At 38.8% G+C, this 19,416-nt stretch carries 15 protein-coding genes; 13 read left to right on the forward strand and 2 right to left on the reverse strand.

Annotation, left to right across the window (positions count from 1 at the left end):
* Nucleotides 1–4: 4 nt before the first annotated feature.
* The 10 genes from uvrA (at nt 5) to AC3WSO_RS04455 (ending at nt 13,043) form a co-directional block, all read left to right on the forward strand.
* Nucleotides 5–2,869 carry an excinuclease ABC subunit UvrA gene (uvrA, locus tag AC3WSO_RS04410; protein WP_492529042.1) on the forward strand — a complete coding sequence of 955 codons (2,865 nt, stop codon included), beginning with the start codon at nt 5–7 and terminating at the stop codon, nt 2,867–2,869.
* 504 nt (nt 2,870–3,373) lie between these two features.
* The gene (locus tag AC3WSO_RS04415) at nt 3,374–4,567 is read left to right on the forward strand and encodes a DUF4097 family beta strand repeat-containing protein (RefSeq protein WP_492529044.1); all 1,194 of its coding nucleotides are present in this window, start codon (nt 3,374–3,376) and stop codon (nt 4,565–4,567) included.
* A 274-nt stretch (nt 4,568–4,841) separates the two neighbouring features.
* Nucleotides 4,842–5,528, forward strand: coding sequence for a cell division ATP-binding protein FtsE (ftsE, locus tag AC3WSO_RS04420; protein WP_492529046.1), 687 nt, complete (start codon nt 4,842–4,844; stop codon nt 5,526–5,528).
* Nucleotides 5,518–6,402 (forward strand): permease-like cell division protein FtsX, encoded by an 885-nt coding sequence (ftsX, locus tag AC3WSO_RS04425; protein WP_492529048.1) that lies wholly within the window; start codon nt 5,518–5,520, stop codon nt 6,400–6,402. Before ftsE ends, ftsX begins: the two co-directional genes overlap by 11 nt.
* A gap of 57 nt (nt 6,403–6,459) precedes the next feature.
* Nucleotides 6,460–7,785: a murein hydrolase activator EnvC family protein gene (locus AC3WSO_RS04430; protein WP_492529050.1), complete on the forward strand. Its 1,326-nt coding sequence runs from the start codon at nt 6,460–6,462 to the stop codon at nt 7,783–7,785.
* Nucleotides 7,786–8,075: 290 nt separating this feature from the next.
* Nucleotides 8,076–8,717 (forward strand): hypothetical protein, encoded by a 642-nt coding sequence (locus tag AC3WSO_RS04435; RefSeq protein ID WP_492529052.1) that lies wholly within the window; start codon nt 8,076–8,078, stop codon nt 8,715–8,717.
* Nucleotides 8,714–9,301: a peroxiredoxin family protein gene (locus tag AC3WSO_RS04440; RefSeq protein WP_492529054.1), complete on the forward strand. Its 588-nt coding sequence runs from the start codon at nt 8,714–8,716 to the stop codon at nt 9,299–9,301. Before AC3WSO_RS04435 ends, AC3WSO_RS04440 begins: the two co-directional genes overlap by 4 nt.
* Before the next feature lie 679 nt (nt 9,302–9,980).
* Nucleotides 9,981–11,426 carry a S41 family peptidase gene (locus AC3WSO_RS04445; RefSeq protein ID WP_492529056.1) on the forward strand — a complete coding sequence of 482 codons (1,446 nt, stop codon included), beginning with the start codon at nt 9,981–9,983 and terminating at the stop codon, nt 11,424–11,426.
* Between the two features lie 202 nt (nt 11,427–11,628).
* The gene (locus AC3WSO_RS04450) at nt 11,629–12,807 is read left to right on the forward strand and encodes a PDZ domain-containing protein (RefSeq protein WP_492529058.1); all 1,179 of its coding nucleotides are present in this window, start codon (nt 11,629–11,631) and stop codon (nt 12,805–12,807) included.
* The gene (locus AC3WSO_RS04455; protein WP_492529060.1) at nt 12,807–13,043 is read left to right on the forward strand and encodes a DUF2198 family protein; all 237 of its coding nucleotides are present in this window, start codon (nt 12,807–12,809) and stop codon (nt 13,041–13,043) included. The genes AC3WSO_RS04450 and AC3WSO_RS04455 overlap by 1 nt, the downstream gene beginning before the upstream one ends.
* Nucleotides 13,044–13,238: 195 nt before the next feature.
* Here AC3WSO_RS04455 and AC3WSO_RS04460 read toward each other — a convergent pair whose 3' ends face one another.
* The gene (locus AC3WSO_RS04460) at nt 13,239–13,565 is read right to left on the reverse strand and encodes an AzlD domain-containing protein (protein ID WP_492529062.1); all 327 of its coding nucleotides are present in this window, start codon (nt 13,563–13,565) and stop codon (nt 13,239–13,241) included.
* Nucleotides 13,562–14,293 carry an AzlC family ABC transporter permease gene (locus tag AC3WSO_RS04465; RefSeq protein ID WP_492529064.1) on the reverse strand — a complete coding sequence of 244 codons (732 nt, stop codon included), beginning with the start codon at nt 14,291–14,293 and terminating at the stop codon, nt 13,562–13,564. The genes AC3WSO_RS04460 and AC3WSO_RS04465 overlap by 4 nt, the downstream gene beginning before the upstream one ends.
* A 124-nt stretch (nt 14,294–14,417) precedes the next feature.
* Between AC3WSO_RS04465 and AC3WSO_RS04470 the strand changes: the two genes are divergently transcribed.
* From AC3WSO_RS04470 to addB, 3 genes are all read left to right on the forward strand, one after another.
* Nucleotides 14,418–14,969, forward strand: coding sequence for a helix-turn-helix domain-containing protein (locus AC3WSO_RS04470; protein WP_492529066.1), 552 nt, complete (start codon nt 14,418–14,420; stop codon nt 14,967–14,969).
* 11 nt (nt 14,970–14,980) lie between these two features.
* Complete coding sequence (locus AC3WSO_RS04475; protein WP_492529068.1) at nt 14,981–15,604, forward strand: TVP38/TMEM64 family protein; 624 nt, start codon at nt 14,981–14,983, stop codon at nt 15,602–15,604.
* A gap of 302 nt (nt 15,605–15,906) precedes the next feature.
* Complete coding sequence (gene addB, locus AC3WSO_RS04480; RefSeq protein ID WP_492529070.1) at nt 15,907–19,416, forward strand: helicase-exonuclease AddAB subunit AddB; 3,510 nt, start codon at nt 15,907–15,909, stop codon at nt 19,414–19,416.

Consider the following 19,416-nt stretch of genomic DNA (forward strand, 5'->3'; position numbering starts at 1 on the left):
GCTTGTGAAAAATACTGAAATAGTCGTGCAAGGCGCACGAGCACATAATTTAAAAAATATTAATGTCACAATTCCACGCGATCAATTAGTCGTGCTAACAGGTTTATCGGGCTCAGGGAAATCATCATTAGCGTTCGATACTATTTACGCTGAGGGACAACGCCGTTATGTAGAATCCCTTTCAGCCTATGCCCGTCAATTTCTTGGGCAAATGGATAAACCAGACGTCGATGCGATAGAGGGATTATCCCCTGCTATTTCAATCGATCAAAAAACGACGAGCCGTAACCCACGTTCGACAGTTGGGACAGTAACGGAAATCTATGATTATTTACGTTTGCTATATGCACGTATCGGTAAGCCTATTTGTCCAAATCACGGTATAGAAATTACCTCTCAAACGATTGAGCAAATGGTCGATCGTTTATTAACTTATCCAGAAAGAACGAAAATGCAGTTGCTTGCTCCAATGGTAGCAGGGCGTAAGGGAACACACGTAAAGCTACTGGAAGATTTAAAAAAGCAAGGATTTGTTCGAGTACGTATCGACGGTGAGCTACGTGATTTAGATGATTCGATTGAACTTGATAAAAATAAAAAACATTCAATAGAAGTAGTCATCGATCGTGTTGTGATGAAGGAAGGTATCGCGGCACGTCTTAGTGATTCCTTAGAGACAGCATTACGTTTGGCAGATGGGCGAGTACTTGTCGATGTGATGGAGCATGAGGAATTATTATTTAGTGAGCATCATGCTTGTCCATTATGTGGATTTTCAATCGGTGAGCTAGAGCCTCGTATGTTTTCATTCAATAGTCCATTCGGAGCTTGTCCAAGCTGTGATGGTTTAGGCTCGACACAAGAGGTCGATCTTGATTTAGTAGTACCCGACTGGAATCGAAGTTTATTAGAGCATGCTATAGCACCGTGGGAACCGACAAGCTCTCAGTATTATCCACAGTTATTAAAGGCAGTGTGCGATCATTATGATATACCGCTGGACGTACCGGTAAAGGATCTACCGAAAGAAAAGATGGATAAAATTTTATATGGTTCTGGTCAAGATAAAATCCATTTCCATTATGAAAATGAGTTTGGCAATGTGCGAGATCAAATGATTGAATTCGAAGGCGTTGTCCGTAATGTGGAGCGCCGCTTTAAGGAGACAACATCTGATTATGTGCGTGAACAAATGGAAAAATATATGGCGCAGCAAGCATGTCCATCTTGTAAAGGGTATCGCTTAAAGCCTGAAACATTAGCTGTAAAACTAGCAGATAAGCATATTGGTGAAGTGACACAGTATTCGATTCAGGAAGCTGATACATTTTTCAAAGAGCTGGATTTATCAGAAAAGGATATGAAAATTGCTCGACTTGTTTTACGAGAAATTGAAGAGCGACTTGGCTTCCTTGTCAATGTAGGGCTAGATTATTTAACATTAAGTCGAGCGGCAGGAACACTTTCAGGGGGAGAAGCTCAACGAATTCGCCTTGCAACACAAATCGGCTCGCGTTTAACAGGAGTGCTCTATATTTTAGATGAGCCATCAATCGGCTTGCACCAACGTGATAATGACCGTCTTATTAGTACACTGCAAAATATGCGTGATATTGGCAATACGCTTATTGTTGTCGAGCACGATGAAGATACAATGCTGGCGGCGGATTATCTTATTGATGTTGGTCCTGGTGCAGGTGTGCATGGCGGTCAAATTGTAGCGGCAGGAACACCGCAGGAAGTAATGGAAAATGAAGAGTCTTTGACGGGGCAATATTTAAGCGGTAAGAAGTTTATTCCACTGCCAATTGAGCGTCGTAAACCGAATGGACGCAAATTATCGATTAAAGGTGCCAAGGAGAATAATCTTCAAAATGTGAAGGTAGATGTGCCACTTGGCTTATTCGTTGCAGTAACTGGGGTTTCAGGTTCAGGTAAATCAACGCTTATTAATGAGATTTTATATAAGTCCTTAGCTCAAAAGCTAAATCGTTCAAAGGTGAAGCCTGGAGAACATAAAGAGGTAACGGGGATTGAAGAGCTCGAGAAGGTTATTGATATTGACCAATCACCAATCGGTCGTACACCTCGCTCAAATCCTGCTACGTATACAGGCGTTTTCGATGATATTCGAGATGTTTTTGCAACAACAAACGAAGCAAAAGTACGTGGCTATAAAAAAGGACGCTTTAGCTTCAATGTTAAGGGAGGTCGCTGTGAAGCTTGTCGTGGTGACGGTATTATAAAAATTGAAATGCATTTCCTTCCAGATGTTTACGTGCCATGTGAAGTTTGTCATGGGAAGCGTTACAACCGTGAAACACTTGAAGTGAAATATAAAGATAAGAGCATTGCGGATATTTTAGATATGACGATTGAAAACGCAGTCGTATTCTTCGAAAATATTCCGAAAATCCAGCGTAAGCTACAAACAATCGTGGATGTAGGATTAGGCTATATGAAATTGGGACAACCTGCCACAACATTATCTGGTGGGGAGGCACAGCGTGTAAAATTAGCCTCTGAATTACACCGTCGTTCAACAGGTAAATCATTCTATATTTTAGATGAGCCGACAACGGGTTTACATGCGCATGATATTGCACGTTTACTTGTTGTTTTACAGCGTCTTGTAGAAAATGGCGATTCAGTGCTAGTCATCGAACATAATTTAGATGTTATCAAAACAGCAGACTACATTATCGATTTAGGGCCTGAAGGTGGCGACAAAGGTGGTACGATTGTGGCGACAGGTACACCAGAAGAAGTCGTTGAAGTCAGTGGCTCGTACACAGGTAAATATTTAAAGCCAATATTAGCAAGAGATCGTCTACGTATGGAAGATGCTTTAGCCAAGGCTTCTCAATAAAGTACCCACTAAAAAAAGTTCGCAAATTGCGAACTTTTTTTACGTTAGGGGCATACTGGGAAGGTAGATGTCGATAATAAAGCAAATTATGCCTCGGCATAATTGCGTCTGGAATCGGCATTGCGCTAGCATAAAGAACTCCTTTCTGATTCCATGACGTCCGCCGGAGGCTTTGGGCCAACGTGATGTTGGTCACCCAGTCGTTGCCACAGGGCGTGGTGTGCTTAGATTGAGTTCCTCTATTTCAGCGGGTGTTTGGGTACCTGCTGAAAGAAGTTAATAGATGGGTGATAAAACGAAAAGTTTATCGATAAATTTCAAAAGTAGGATGCAAAGTTGATTGTAGTGAAGGCTGGATGTGCCCAGCCTTCACTACAATCAACCACACGTTATGGTAATGTGCCTAAAATAAGATATATTCCCAATTTTTTGTTTTTGGGTGAAACTTTTCACAATATGTTTCGTATAAATACTATAACGAACTGAGGGAGGCTAATTTTAATTATGCAAAATGAACGTCAACGAATTTTAGAACTTGTGGAAAAAGGAACAATTTCAGCGCAAGAGGCGATTACATTATTAGAAGCATTAGAGCAACCTAGCAAGTCCACTCAAAATGTTATGAATGATGTGTCAAATGAGGGCCAGCATTCCCAAACAGAAAAAGAGTCAGTATTTAAAGATGAAAGTCATAAGAGTGAACAATCGCAAAAAGATGAAGACTTCCCTAAATATTTCCAAGAAGAAATGAAGGACTTCCGTAAAGATTTATCACAAATTGGTTCACTTTTTATGGATATGATGAATACGGCAGTTAAAAAGGTCAAAGAATTTGATGTAACTTCTCCATTTGGTGATAAATTTGAGTTTTCACATACGGAAGAAGTTACAGCTGAACATGTAGATAAAATAATTGCTGAATTACCGAATGGCAATTTTTCATTAGAAACCGCTGAAGGAGATAGCTTCCAAGTCGTTTGCAAGGTAAAGGCACCTCTTGTTAATGATAGTGAAGAGGAAACACGTGCTAATTTCCTAGAGCAATTCGTTGTCAAGGAAGATGGAGATTCATTACGAATCTTAAGTCAGCTTAAGCTTGTGCAAGTAAATGTGAAAGTCCTTGTTCCAAAGGATAAATTAGAAAAATTATCAGTACGCTTAATGAACGGAAATGTTACTTTACAAGATACGGATTTCGAGCATTTAAAAGTAAAGACATTAAACGGTGCGATTAAAGGCTCTAAGTTTAACTTTGGAAAGGCAGAAGTGGATTCTTCTAATGGTTCCATTGAACTAACAAATGTTCGTGGTAAAGATCTAGAGGCTGAAACATTGAATGGCCGTGTTTATTTAGATGGCGCATTGGATGAAGTTGAAGCAAAATCGGTTAATGGACATGTTGTGGTCACAACTTGCTCTACTAATTCATCGAAAATAAAAGCACAAACAGTCGCAGGAGCTGTTGAATTGTATGTGCCACGTACAATCTCGTTAAGCGGTAAAATTGTTACGAATTTTGGTAAAGTAGATGTAGGTATTCAAGATGCTTCAAAAATTGAATCACAAGATCAATTTTTATCAAAAGTCGTACGTTTCGATAAAGAAGTAGAGAATGCTAATCGTCTATTTATCGAAGGTGAGTCTAAAACAGGTGCAGTTTTAGTACGCTATACAACGACTGACGAGCAAACTGTTTAACTAAAAAAAGCATTCAGGCTATGTATACTAACATAGTTTGAATGCTTTTTTTTTGCTTAAAAACTTTAGAAAAGCAGAAATCGATTTTCCTCTAATGGGCTCGATTTCTGTTATTTTGTTTGTCGAGGTTTTAACACATTTATGGCAATCAGATAACGAAATAACAGGAACTACCACGGAATGAAATGAAACTGTAATAATAAAGGTAGAAATTGAGTGTTATAATAGGTAACGAAATACCTCTTACATAGTAAGAGATTTAGGTGGTTTAAATATGATAGAAATGAAAAATGTGACAAAGAAGTACCCAAATGGTGTTGTTGCGACAAATGGAATTTCCGTTAACATAAAGCAAGGTGAATTTGTCTACGTTGTAGGTCCAAGTGGAGCAGGTAAATCTACATTCATTAAATTAATGTATCGCGAGGAAAAAGCCACTTCGGGAGATATCACTGTTAATGGTATAGATTTAGCTTCCTTGAAAAATAAAAAAGTACCTTATTTACGACGTCAAATCGGAGTGGTTTTCCAAGATTTTAAACTTTTACCTCGTTTGAATGTTTATGAAAACGTAGCGTTTGCTCTAGAGGTAATCGAGGAAGAACCAGCAGAAATTCGCCGCCGAGTGATGGAGGTTTTAGAGCTTGTAGGACTGAAGCAAAAGGTAAGAATGTTCCCTAATGAACTGTCAGGTGGCGAACAGCAGCGTGTTTCGATTGCACGATCAATTGTAAATGTGCCGAAGGTCGTTATTGCAGATGAACCTACTGGAAATCTTGACCCTGAAACATCTTGGGAAATTATGAATTTATTTGAAGAAATTAATGCAAGAGGTACAACTATAGTAATGGCAACACATAACCGTGAAATCGTAAATACGATTCGTCGTCGAGTAATTGCAGTAGAAGGCGGAATGATTGTCCGTGATGAGCACGGAGGTGACTACGGCTATGAAAATTAATACGTTAAAACGTCACTTCAGAGAAAGTATAAAGTCTCTTGGCCGTAATAGCTGGATGACTATTGCTTCCGTAAGTGCAGTTACAGTTACATTAATATTAGTAGGCGTCTTTGCGCTTATTATGATGAATTTAAATAAAGTAGCATCTGATTTAGAAAACGATGTTGAAATTAAAGTGTTAATTGATGAAACAGCAGGTAAAGCTGATGAAAAAGCGCTTATGGAAAAAATTGAGAAACTGCCCGATGTCGCTGAGAGTACTTATTCGACAAGAGAAAATGAATTAACTAAATTAGTAAAAGATTTTGGGGACGATTTTAAACTATTTGAGCAAAGTAACCCATTACGTAATGTTATTTATGTGAAGGCTTCAGATCCTCAGCAAACAGCTAAAGTTGCTAAAACAATTGAAAAATTTAATTATACATATGACGTTATGTATGGTGAAGGCAAAGTAGAAAAGCTGTTTAACTTCTTGAATATTAGCCGTAACGTTGGGATTGTGCTTATTTTAGGATTATTATTTACAGCAATTTTCTTAATTTCTAATACGATTCGAATTACCATTATCGCGCGTCGAGATGAAATAGAGATTATGAAACTTGTAGGAGCAACGAATTCATTCGTGCGTATCCCATTTTTATTAGAAGGAATGTGGCTCGGAATTTTAGGTTCTATTATTCCGATTGCGGTCATCGCAACTCTTTACCACAATGTATATAAAATTATTGCGCCTCGATTAAAAGGCGAACTTGTTCAAGTACTTGATTTCTCACCGCTTGTGTACCAAGTAAGTGCGCTACTATTACTGATCGGTGTGCTAATCGGTATTTGGGGAAGTTTCATGTCAGTACGTAAGTTTTTAAAAATTTAGCTTTGTGATGCAGGACAAGCATCAACCAAAATTAATAGTCGAAAAGGAGTTCAACCGGTGAAAAGTATGGCGAAAAACTTAATGAAAACACTTGCTGCAGCATCTGCACTATGTCTTTTTATCCAAACTCCATCAGCTTATGCAAATAGTTTATCGGATTTAAAAGATGAAAAAAGACAAATTGAATCTAAGAAAGATGGCTTAAATACATCCATCCAAAATAAATCAAATGCTATTAATGTAAATAAAGACAAGCAACAAAAAATATTAGATCAAATTCAAACATTAAATGCTGAAATTGATAAAACGAATAGTAATATTAAAAATGTATTAGCAGAAATTCAATCTACAAATAAAGAAATAAAGTCTTTAGAAGATGATATAGCTGAGCTGCTACGTAAAATTGAAGAACGTGACTTATTGTTAGAGGATCGTGCTCGTGCCATTCAGGCGGGTGGTTCCGTTAGCTATTTAGATGTACTACTTAGTTCTAATAGCTTCGTAGATTTTATCGATCGATTCTCTGCTGTTAATGCTTTACTAGAAGCGGATCGTCAAATTATCCAAGATCAAAAAGAGGATAAGCAAAAGCTAGAGGAACAAAAGCAAGTTTTAGAAAGCAAACGCCAAAAACTTGAAGATAAAAAAGCTGAGCTTGATCGTTTAAAAGCATCATTAAACGGACAAAAAACTGAGAAAAACAAATTAATTGATGAATTAGAAAAAGAACAAGCAAAGCTGAAGACTGAAAAAGTATTGCTTGAGAAAGAGTATTCTGAGGCTCTTGAGATTAGTGAGGATTTACAACAAAAAATCATTACTGAGCAAAATCGATTAGCTGAAATTGCTCGTCAACAAGAAGCGAAACGTAAAGCAGCTGCTGCAGCCGCAGCCGCAGCAAAAGCATCTAATTCAAGTAATTCAAGCAATAATAGTGGTGGAGGGTCTTCAACAGTCGAAGCGCCACCATCGAATGGTACATGGATTAAGCCAACAAATGGTCGTTTAACATCACCTTATGGATGGCGTAATATTGGCGCAGGCCCGGAATTCCACTATGGGGTCGATCTTGCAAATAGCACAGGCACTCCAATTTGGGCAGCTGCTGACGGTGTTGTTTCTTACGCTGCGCCACTTAGCTCGTATGGTAATGTTGTTATCATTACGCATTCTATCAATGGCGAAATCCATACGACAGTATATGCACACTTAAATTCTTTCAATGTTAGTGTTGGTTCAGAAGTATCCCAGGGTCAGCAAATAGGAACAATGGGTATGACTGGACGTGTAACAGGACCTCACTTACACTTTGAAGTGCACATCGGCGCTTGGCGAGGACAAAAAGCCGGAAGTGTGAATCCATTAAAATATATTCCGGTATAAACATATTGAAAGCTATACATTAGAGTTCTTCTAATGTATAGCTTTTTTGTTTGCCGTTCACATTCTTATTAAGACCTAGCGTTATGTAGAAGCCTTTTCCTAGTGTAGCACCATTTTATATAATATATTTATAATATGAATACCTTAATGGGTATTTCAATAAAATTGTTCAGCAAAAGGCTATTTTTTTCATGTTTCGGGGAGATTTTTTGAACACACTGTGAAATGACAGTTCATATAAAGAATATATGCTATGCTGAAGCTATCTTTTTTGGGGGGGATTTATTTAGGTGAATAATACAGAATGGTTCTCTATCCGGACATTAACATTACCAGCAACTGCCGTCGCTCTGCTTGTGGCATTTTTCATTGTGTGGATCGTTTTACAGGTACAATTTCAGAAGAAATGGGCGGGGGTATATGGAGACGCGGTTTTTACCTTTATTCTCGTTTGGAAATTTAGTGTAATCGTCACTGATTTTAAAGCGGTTATTGCTCAGCCGTTTGCGCTCCTTTATTTCAATGGTGGAACAATCGGTGTCTTTTTAGGAGTTATGGCAGTATCACTACAGCTTTGGTGGAGTCGCCAAAAAATCCATTTTGACGAAACTGGAATTGCTGCTTGTAGCTGGGCAATCATTTTAACGCAATCGACCTATCAATGCCTTGTGGTGTTACTAAATGATAATCCAACCAATAGCGAAGTGATTACTTTATTTGTGCTAAGCATACTAACAGTCTTCATATTATGGAAAATAACCGCTATCAATCGTGCATTATTTTTATATACGTTTGGTCTTATAATTGTGGCTTTCTTTCAGCCGCTTGGTTTATGGCAACCGGCTATAGGGGTGAGCGTCATATTATTTATAATAGGTATAGGGGTTCAGCGTCTTACTGGCGTAACTAAATCATTTGGAGGTATGGAATGAAAAAAAATATTGGACTACTTATCGTCGTGTTATTAGTAGTCGCGATGATTGGTACATATGTTAGACAGCAGATTGATAAAGATCGTGAAATTGAAACTGCTTCTCTAGGGAAAGAAATGGACGAGCGAAAAATTGGTTTAAAAAATGGAGATACACCACCGGATTTTACTTTAACAAGTTTGGATGGCGAAGATGTGACGTTAAGTGAGCTTCGTGGAAAAAAAGTCGTGCTAAACTTTTGGGCAACATGGTGTCCACCATGTAAGGCAGAAATGCCACATATGCAAAATTATTACGAACAAAATGCTAAAAAAGATAATGTAGAAATAATAGCTGTCAATTTAACAAAGGCTGAACGAGACGTTACAGAGGACGAAAAAATTGATTCTGTCATGACATTTAGAGAAAGTTTCGATTTAACATTCCCTATTTTACTCGACCCGAAAAACTCAGCCGGCTTAGACTACCAAGTAATAACGATTCCCACAACCTATTTTATTGATTCAAATGGATATATTCAACGTGCTATTAGAGGACCGATGAATGCGGAAATGTTAAAAAGCTATGTAGATGCAATGGACTAAGCAAAAAAATTTGAAAAGAATCTGCTCGTTTGCCAGAAGAAACGAAGCAGATTTTTTTGCGAATATTTCCTTGTTTATTAAATACCCGCGAATGAGGAGAGGATATCCGCGGAAGGAAGGTAAATACCCGCGACTGGGGGAAGAATACCCGCGGAAGGGAGTAAAATACCCGCGAACAGCGAAACAACACCCGCGCTAGAATATGAAAATCCCCACGGTTCGCAATAGAACACTTACGCTAGAATATGAAAATCCCCACGGTTCGCAATAGAACACTTACGCTAGAATATGAAAATCCCCACGGTTCGCAATAGAACACTTACGCTAGAATATGAAAATCCCCACGGTTCGCAATAGAACACTTACGCTAGAATATGAAAATCCCCACGATTCGCAATAGAACATTTACACTAGAATATGAAAATCCCCACGGTTCGCAATAGAACACTTACGCTAGAATATGAAAATCCCCACGATTCGCAATAGAACATTTACACTAGAATATGAAAATCCCCACGATCCGAAATAGAATACCCACGCTACGAAATAGAAAGCCTGCGATACCCAATAGAATACTAGCGAAACATAAATCATAGGATTCAACAAAGTATTTTGAAACTTAATCTTGTATGTTTGAAAAATAAAATTCATACAGTAGAAGAGACGGAGGAGGGAAGGTTTGCGCAAAATGATGGCGGGTGTTGGCGTACTTGCTAGTAGTCTATTGTTAGGGAGTGGCATTTATTTTGACTGGTTTAATTTAGGGAATGAGAAGGAACCGGTCGTTACAGAGGTTGATTCGATTAATGAAGCGATGAATTTAATTGAGAAAAAATCTGTATACAGTACGAAAAAAGATGTGTTGGTGGAAGGGGCACTTCGTGGTATGGCAGATGCTATTAAGGACCCTTATAGTACCTATTATTCGAAGGAAGAGGCGGAACAGCACCGACAAATGCTAGCTGAGGAAAGAGTGGGCATTGGGATTGAGCTAACTGAAAATAATGGGAAATTTATTGTTGTGTCTCCAGTCCGTTCGTCCCCGGCAGATAAAGCAGGGATGCGCTCTCTCGATGAAATTGTACAAGTTGATGGCACTCGAGTGGAAGGTAAAAAGATGAGTGAATTAATGCATTTAATTCAAGGGGAGAAAGGGACGAAAGTTACGATTGTCGTCTATCGTCCAAGTGAAGATAAACATATTAAAATGACGATGGAACGAGCAGCAATTTCCAATAAAACAGTGACGAGCGAAGTAGTAAATGTAGAAAATACGCCGATAGGTTATGTGGGAATTTCGATTTTTGGTGAGAAAACAGCCAATGAATGGGTTGCTGAAACGAGTAAATTGCTACGAAAAGATATTAAGGGATTAGTGATTGATGTGCGGGATAATCCAGGTGGTTATTTACATAGCGTCGCAGCGCTACTAAGCACAGTGTTGGAGAATGGCAAAGTGTTTGCCTATATGCAAAATGCTGAAGGTGCTATGGAACCATTAAAAACAGAATCAAAAAGCTTTGACGAGAATTATTTACAGTCAATGTACAAAATACCGATTGTTGTTTTACAGAATGCGGGTAGTGCATCTGCAAGTGAAGTGCTTAGTGGCGCTTTAAAAGGGTGGGGACGTGCTTCCCTTGTTGGTGTTAAGAGTTTCGGAAAAGGGACGGTACAGGAGTCTTGGTCACTGAAAAATGGTGGAGAGCTTAAATTGTCTACAAATAAATGGTTGACACCAAAACGTGAATGGATTCATAAGCAAGGTATTGAGGCTAATTTAGTGATTGAACAAAATGAATTATTCGCTTTCCAAATGCACCCGCTATCAGGAAAGTTTAAAGAGGGTGACATGAGTGAGGAGGTTGCTTATACGCAAAATGCTTTAAAAATGCTAGGGTATAAAATTGCTCGTTTAGATGGTTACTTGGATGAATCAACGGAGGAGGCTGTTAAGCTTTATCGAGACGATAAGAAGTTGAAAAAAGCAGAAGGGAATTTTAATATGGACACTACCTTCTTTAACAGCTTAAACGAAACGTTGAAAAAATATAAAGAGGATCGTCAAAATGATTTACAGTTCCAAATGGCGACAAGCTTCTTATTGCATAATATTGAAGAATAAAAAATAGTGATAGTTTGATTTGAGGATATAGACTGATAGTTGGTCTCATGTCCTCATTTTTTATTATAAAAAATGGGGACATCCACCAAAATGACGAAAAAAATAAGAATAGAAGGCTTTCTACTAGATTGTACTACGCAAGAGTGTAGTCGTTTGATACAATAAATTCATAGTATTCTAGAAAGAAACGGCGGGTGTTCGTATGGTTAGTGATATATTATTAGAAATTGTAACAGCGATTGGCCGCTTTTTAATCAACCCATTAATGTATATCGCAATTTTGTTTGCGATTTTATTAGGTTATAGGCGTGTAAAGCAGGAGCGTAAATTTTTTAATAGACGTATTATTTGGGGTTGGACAGAGCTAATGGGGCAATGGAAATATGGTTGGTTATCTGCCCTCCTTATTTCGTTTGTGAGTGTTGGTTTAGGTTTAACGGTGCCAAAAGCTTTTATCATGATGTTAATCGCTATTTCTGCATTGGCACTAATATTGTACTTTGTTAATGCCCTTTCACCTATTTATACGATGGGGTTTGCGACGTTAGCGATATGGTTGATGTATCACTTCAATTGGACATTTTCTTGGTGGAAAATCTCTATAGAAGGTGAAAATTTATTAGCGGGCTCCATTGTAACGATTACGATTTTAGCAGGTCTATGTGTGATTGCGGAGGGGATGTTAATTCGTCGAACAGCAATGGTCACGACACCGCAAGTTGAAAAGACGAAGCGAGGTATGCAGGCAATTGTCTATCGTTCAAGAAATGTATGGGTACTACCAATCTTCTTTGTAATACCTGGTGATGTTATTCCAGTAGATTTCCCATATTGGCCACAATTCACATTAGGTGAGAGTACCTTTGCACTTGTACTATTCCCAATCGTTATTGGCTTTTCAAAGCTTTCGAGAAAAGAATTACCGGCTTTGCAATTGCCTAAAATTGGCCGATCAGTGCTAATGCTAGGACAGTTAATTTTAATAGGTGGACTTGCAGCTGCCTTGGAGCCATTCATCGGCTTTATAACGCTAGCAATTGGTATAGTGATTCGTATCATTATTTCAATCTACTACGCGCAGCAAGATAAAACGGATATTTACGCGGTTGCCCCAAGTTCAAGGGGTGCTATTATTGCGGCTGTCTTACCTGATTCACCAGCTGAAAAAATGGGCTTACAAGCAGGGGAATGTATTCGTAAAGTAAACGGTGAGGCCATTTTTACTGAAAATGATTTATACGAGGCTTTGCAATTAAATGCTGCACATTGTCGTCTAGAAGTAGTAGATCGTAACAATGAAATACGCTTAACACAGCATGTTATATATAGCAATGATCATTATCGTATTGGATTATTACTAGCTGAGCCGAGGGATATATAATGGATGTTTTCGGGAAAATGGTGTTAGCGTTATTTTTACCTGCATTACTCGTATTATTGTTTACTCGAATTACGTATAATCGGTATGTTGCGTTAATATTAGCCATTGCGCTTATGGCGGCATCTGTCTATGCAGGTTATACATCGCCGTCTATCATATTCGTCATCGATGCATTTTCGTTAACAGTAGGTTTTTGGCTAGCGAGTAAAATGAAGAAAAACAAAGGTACGCTTTAACTACTTTCAGCGGTTGTTCATACAGCTGTACCTACACTTTCGGTACAGAGCTGAAATGGAGGAACTCAGATTAAGAACGCCACGTCATATGGTGCACAAAGCCGATTCCGACGTAATTATGAAAAGGCATATTTAATATTACTATAAAAGGTCAGTCCGAAGTGATAGCTTTCTCACTTTTAAGACTGACCTTTTTTACATGAAAAATCTTACAGCTGCCATAATGATAACCCCTGCTACAACTGTAATAGATAAACTTTTGGTAACAAGTGCAATCATAAGCGTTGGCACAAATGTAATAAATACAGGCCAATTAAGTGTAACAATTTTTCCATTTTCGGTATCCAATAAGTTTTCGATGACAAGGGCACTCAAAATACAGATTGGGATAAAGCTTAGCCATTTTAATACAACCTCTGGTAGCTTAACACTTCGGACGAACATAAAAGGAATAATACGTGGTAGCCAGGTTACAAGTGCACAGCCAATGATGAGCCATACCATAGTAGCAGTTGTCGTCATTTATCTGTCACCACCCCTATAGTTGCTACAATCATTGTTGAAAGAAGAACAGCCACATGCGAAGGCACAATATAAGAAAGACCATACATAATAACAAACATATAGCCGATTAACATAAGATAATGCATTATTTTACTTTTGCCTACACTGCTAAGTTGGAGAACTAGAAGTGCCACAAACATAGCGATCAATGCGAAATCTAAGCCCCATTTTTCAGGGTTTGCCACCCATTGTCCCAAATAGGCGCCCGTTACACAAGAAACAATCCAAAATGAGTAGGCAGTTATATTCAGCCCATCCATCCATTTGCCGTATAGCTTACCAGTTTGCATTTGCTTTGTAACAGCTACACCAAATGTTTCGTCCGTTAATAATGTGCCGAAACCAACATTTCTTAGCATGGAATAGCGTGTGAAATGAGGGGCTAATGTTAAACTCATTAGTAAATGGCGTAGATTTACAACAAAAATGGTTACAATAATAGCAGAGGCAGGGCTATTTGTTAAAAGAAGTGCACAAAAGATAAATTGTGCAGAGCCTGCATAAATGAGTATAGTTAAAAGTGCAATTTCGAGTACAGATAACCCGGAAGCGGAACCTACAACACCGAAAGCGAGTCCTATGCTAATATAACCGAGTAAAGTGGGAATACAATCTTTCACGCCTTGTAAAAAGCTATCGTCTGGCGTGTTTACCGTTTCATTCTGAAAATCGGTTGTACTTGTCATAAATAGATCGTCCTTTCTTAAAAATTTCCATGTATACTAATGATGGAATAGTTTGATAGTTCTTGATGTTTATTAGAGTATACATATGTCTGATAAAATAAACAATAGAAATTGGTGAATTAAAATGGAACAAATGAGTCGGAATTTAGCCTTTCAATTAAAAAAGATTCGACAACAGCGTCATTTAAGCTTAGACGATGTTGCCAAGGCTACAGGTGTAAGTAAAGCGCAACTTGCACAAATTGAAAAGGGAGAGGCAAATCCTACAGTATCAACGATTTGGAAAATTGCTGCGGGATTGCGCATTTCATTTTCTTCGTTACTACAAGCACCGACAGCACACTTCATGAAATATAGTAGTAAGAATGCGCCACATGTAGATGAAGATGATGGTCGATATCGTGTGTATTCCATTATTCCTTATAATCCAGAGCGTGGCTGGGAACTTTATAAGATTGAAATGGAGCCCGGAGCCATTAGCAGGAGTGAGGCTCACACAGAAGGGGTAGAGGAAACTGTAACTGTTATCCAAGGACAAGCTGTTATTTCTGCTGGAGAGATGCATGAATTGCTGGAAGAAGGGGATACACTAGTATTCTCAGGACATCAGCCCCATGAGTATAAAAATACTTCGGAAAAGCTAACGATTTTACATTTAATTTTGCAATATAAATAGAGGTGTCGATTTTGAGTGAATGGTTTACTGTAGACAATATTGAGCAAATTGCGGCACAATACCGAACGCTCGGTCCAATCATTGGTTTATTATTACCTTTTATAGAAGCGTTTTTACCGTTTTTACCTTTGGTCGTGTTCGTTGTTGCTAATGCGAGTGCATTCGGTTTATGGTTTGGTTTTTTATTATCCTGGTTAGGGTCTGTAGCAGGGTCATATGCATTATTTTTGCTTGTCCGAAAGTTTGGCAAGCATCCAAAGCTTCGTTTTGTCACAGGTAGTAAAAAAGTACAGCAGCTAATAAAATGGGTAGATATGAATGGCATTAGTCCTCTGTTCGTCTTACTTTGTTTTCCTTTTACACCATCAGTCATTGTAAACATAGTAGCGGGTCTATCTCATATGCATAAAAAGTTTTATTTTGTAGTGTTAATGGCTGGGAAGTTCGTTATGATTTTAGCAATGAGCGTGCTCGGTTACGATTTAAAAGCGCTCCTAACAAGCCCTGTAAGACTAATTATTGCGGCAGTTGCGATCGTCCTGCTTTGGTGGATCGGCAAGTTCATGGAGAAGCGATTAAACGCGCGTGTAGAGAAAGATTTAAAACAAGCGCGAAAATTGACGAAAAATCATTAACGTTGAAAGTTGAATATGCACATCTTGCCCCTTTTATCATGTAAAATGAGAGAAGGGGTTTTTATCTTTATGTAGTAAATATTTTTTTGTACAACAACTTCCATTACGCCAAGGCGAAATGGATTTTTCCAAAATGGTAGGCGATGCGCGAAAAGTATTAAGTAGCGCTTAGATAAAATATTTTAGTTAGAGTAGCAAAGTGATCGGGGTAAAGCAAAACCGCTCAGGTAAAACAGCAAACCTAGATGATCCATAACAACTATCACTTTTTTAATAGATCATTAACAGGAGGGGGAAAGTATATGACATTGCGTATCGTATCAGGACGTTCAGGAACAGGTAAATCAACATTTATTCATCAAGAGATTGTTGAACAACTAAAATCGGATCCGTTAGGTCATCCAATTTTTGTGATTGTCCCCGACCAAATGTCTTACTCAACAGAGTATGAGCTAACGAATAAGCATGGATTGCAAGGTTTAATTCGAGCGCAAGTTATGACATTTAAACGATTGGCGTGGTTAGTGTTACAGGAAACGGGTGGTATTGCTCGAAAAGAAGTAAATGGCTATGGCTATCGAATGTTGATTCGTAAACTTTTAGAGGAACAAAAAAGTGAGTTTTCGTTATTTCGACAAGCAGCTGGGAAACGAGGCTTTACGGAAGAAATTGAAACGCTATTACGAGAGTTTAGTCGTTATAGTGTAAATAGTTCGGTGTTAGCAGAAGTATCATCATCTTTGAAGGCCATAGATGCGCCTAATACATTGCAAGCGAAGGCGAATGATTTGCAAGTCGTTTTACAAGCTTTGGAGGAACGATTGGGCACGACGTATGTCGATAGTGAGGGGTATTATCCGATTTTGACGGAGCATCTGAAATACTCTGAGACGATGAAACAGGCGTCCATTTATATAGACGGTTTTACAGCATTTACTGTAAGGGAACTAGAGCTTGTAAAAGAGTTATTAAAGGTGACGAAGCAGGTAACGGTAGTTCTTCCCTTTGACCATATTGAAGAAGTGTATGATGAGCAATCTTTATTTCATGAAGCCGCTTCTACGAACCAACGTTTACACGATATTGCCTATGAAGAAGGTGTTGAGGTAGAAGCACCATTGCACTTCTATCATACGCATCGTTTTCAATCCGAAGATTTACAACATGTGGAAAGAAGATTTGCTGATTTGGTGCCTCAAACGAAAGAAACATCAGGTGATGTAATGGTACTTGAAGCATCTAATCGACGTGCGGAGATCCATGCCATTGCCCGGGAAATAACAAAGTTGACAAGGGAGACGGGATATCGTTATCAAGATATCGTACTTCTTTATAGACAAGCGGAAGTTTATGATCCACTTATTACAACTATTTTTCAGCAATATGAAATTCCTATTTTTACAAATTCGAAAAAGACGATGCTGCATCATCCTTTAATTGAGCTTAGTCGGTCGGCTTTAGAGGTTATTACTTCTGATTGGAAATATGAACCGGTTTTTCGGAGTGTAAAAACAGATCTATTTTTCCCGTTACATGCTGAGTTAAATGTTTGGCGCGAGCGGGCGGATCGTTTAGAAAACTACTGTTTAGCACAGGGTATCTTTGGTGAGCGTTGGTTTGAGGAAGCTCGATGGTTCTTCAAAAAATATCGTGGACTTGAATTCCATTCACGCGTACAGACGGACGAAGAACGTGCTATGCAAGCAGAAATCGAGGCCGTTCGTGATGAAGTTCGTCAACCGCTCCAATTATTGCAGGACAAGCTGAAAGTGGCGACAACAGGCAGAGATGTTGCGACAGCTTTATTTGAGCTGATTGAGAGTTTGAATGTTTATGAAAAGCTTCAAGCAATGAAAGACCGTGAACTTGATCGAGGTGATGTATTAGCTGCAAGTGAGCATGATCAAGCTTGGAAAGAATGGATTGCAGTGCTCGATCAGTTTGTTTATATGTTTGGTGAGCAGGAGATGTCCGTGGAGGAAGCGGCTAAAATTTTAGATGAGGGCTTTGACACTTTAGAATTTTCACGAATCCCTCCTACATTAGATGAGGTCATGGTAGCGTCCGTTGATTTAGCTCGTCTATCGAATATAAAAGTCGCTTTTGTTTTAGGGATGAATGATGGGGTCTATCCAACTCGTATGGAGTACGAAGGATTGCTGTCAGATACTGAGCGTGAGTGGTTTAGTCAAATTGGTTATGAGCTTGCGCCAACATCTAAAAATCGATTGCTGCAGGAAAATTTCTTGTTATATCGTGCTTTAACGACGCCATCCGATAAATTATATATGTCCTATTCAACGGCAGATGAAGAGGGTAAAGCTCTATTGTCTTCACTCTATATTAAGAAAATTATCGGCAATGATAAAACGGCTGGTCTTTTGAGTGGTGTCAAGGTCGAACGAGTGGTCATTGATCCAATTGAATTATTGGATGAAAATGCTTTACCGTATCTACGTCATCCTCGGACAGCTTTAGCACATTTAATGGTGCAAAAACGCCAAGCTGAACATAGCCGCGAGCTTGCGCCAGAGTGGGTAGCATTACAAAAATTTTATAAACGGGACCCTTATTGGGCACTTGTTTATGATCGAGTTTTACATCCAATCACTCATAAAAATGAGGCAGAGCCTTTAGAGAACTACATCACGCAAGAATTATATGGTCAAAAGCTAACTTCTAGTGTGTCTCGTGTTGAGAAATACTTCCGTTGCCCATTTTCGCATTTTACAACGTATGGACTTCGTCTAGAAGAGCGGGCAGAGTACAGGCTAGAAACATTCGCAATGGGCGATTTATTCCATGAGGCATTGAAATGGATTACTGAGGAGACACATCGTTTGCAACTATCATGGATACGTTTAACAAAGCAGCAAATTAAACAATTAGCACGACAAGCTGTTGAGCAAATTGTGCCTGTGTTTTCACATCAAATCTTACTGTCAAGCGCGCGTTATCGCTACATTCAACGTAAGCTTATTCGGATTGTTGAGCGAACAATGACTGCACTTACACAGCATGCAAATGTATCTCATTTTAAACCAATCGCCATTGAGGCATCATTTGGACCGGGCCAAAATGAACAGCTTCCACCGCTTGAAATTGATTTAACAGGTGGTAAGAAAATGTTAATGCGAGGTCGTATTGATAGGGTGGATAGTGCTTCTATTGATGACCGCTCTTATTTACGAATTGTCGATTATAAATCATCAGCTCGTGATTTAGATTTGAATGAGGTTTACTACGGATTGTCACTTCAGGTACTAACGTATTTAGATGTAGCGATGGAAAATTCCTCTTACTGGCTACCAGGTGAAGCGGAACCAGCCGGGGTTCTTTATGTACATGTCCACAATCCAATGCTAAAGCTTGATAAGGATTTAAGCGACAGCGAAATTGAGGAAGACCGTTTAAAAGAGTACAAAATGAAAGGTCTTTTGTCAGAGAATGCAGAGGCCATTTTATCGATGGACGAGCAATTAGAGGAATCGAGTGGGCATTCAAAAATTATTCCTGTCTATATGAAAAAAGATGGGACACCATCAGAGTCTCAGTCACGTATTGTACCTGTAAATGATATGAAAAATCTACAGCATTTTGTACGGCGCAAGCATCAAGAGGCTGGTAACGGAATTTTAGCAGGGGATACTTCCATTAGTCCGTATAAACTGAAATCTAAAACAGCATGTGACTACTGTCAATTTACAGCTGTTTGTCAATTTGACCCATCTGATGGCAAGCAAAGCTACCGTCAGTTACAGCAAGCAAAACCGAATGATATTGTTGAGATAATTCGGAAGGAGATGAAGTAA

It is taken from the genome of Lysinibacillus sp. EB106-09-02-XG168 (assembly GCF_058791475.1).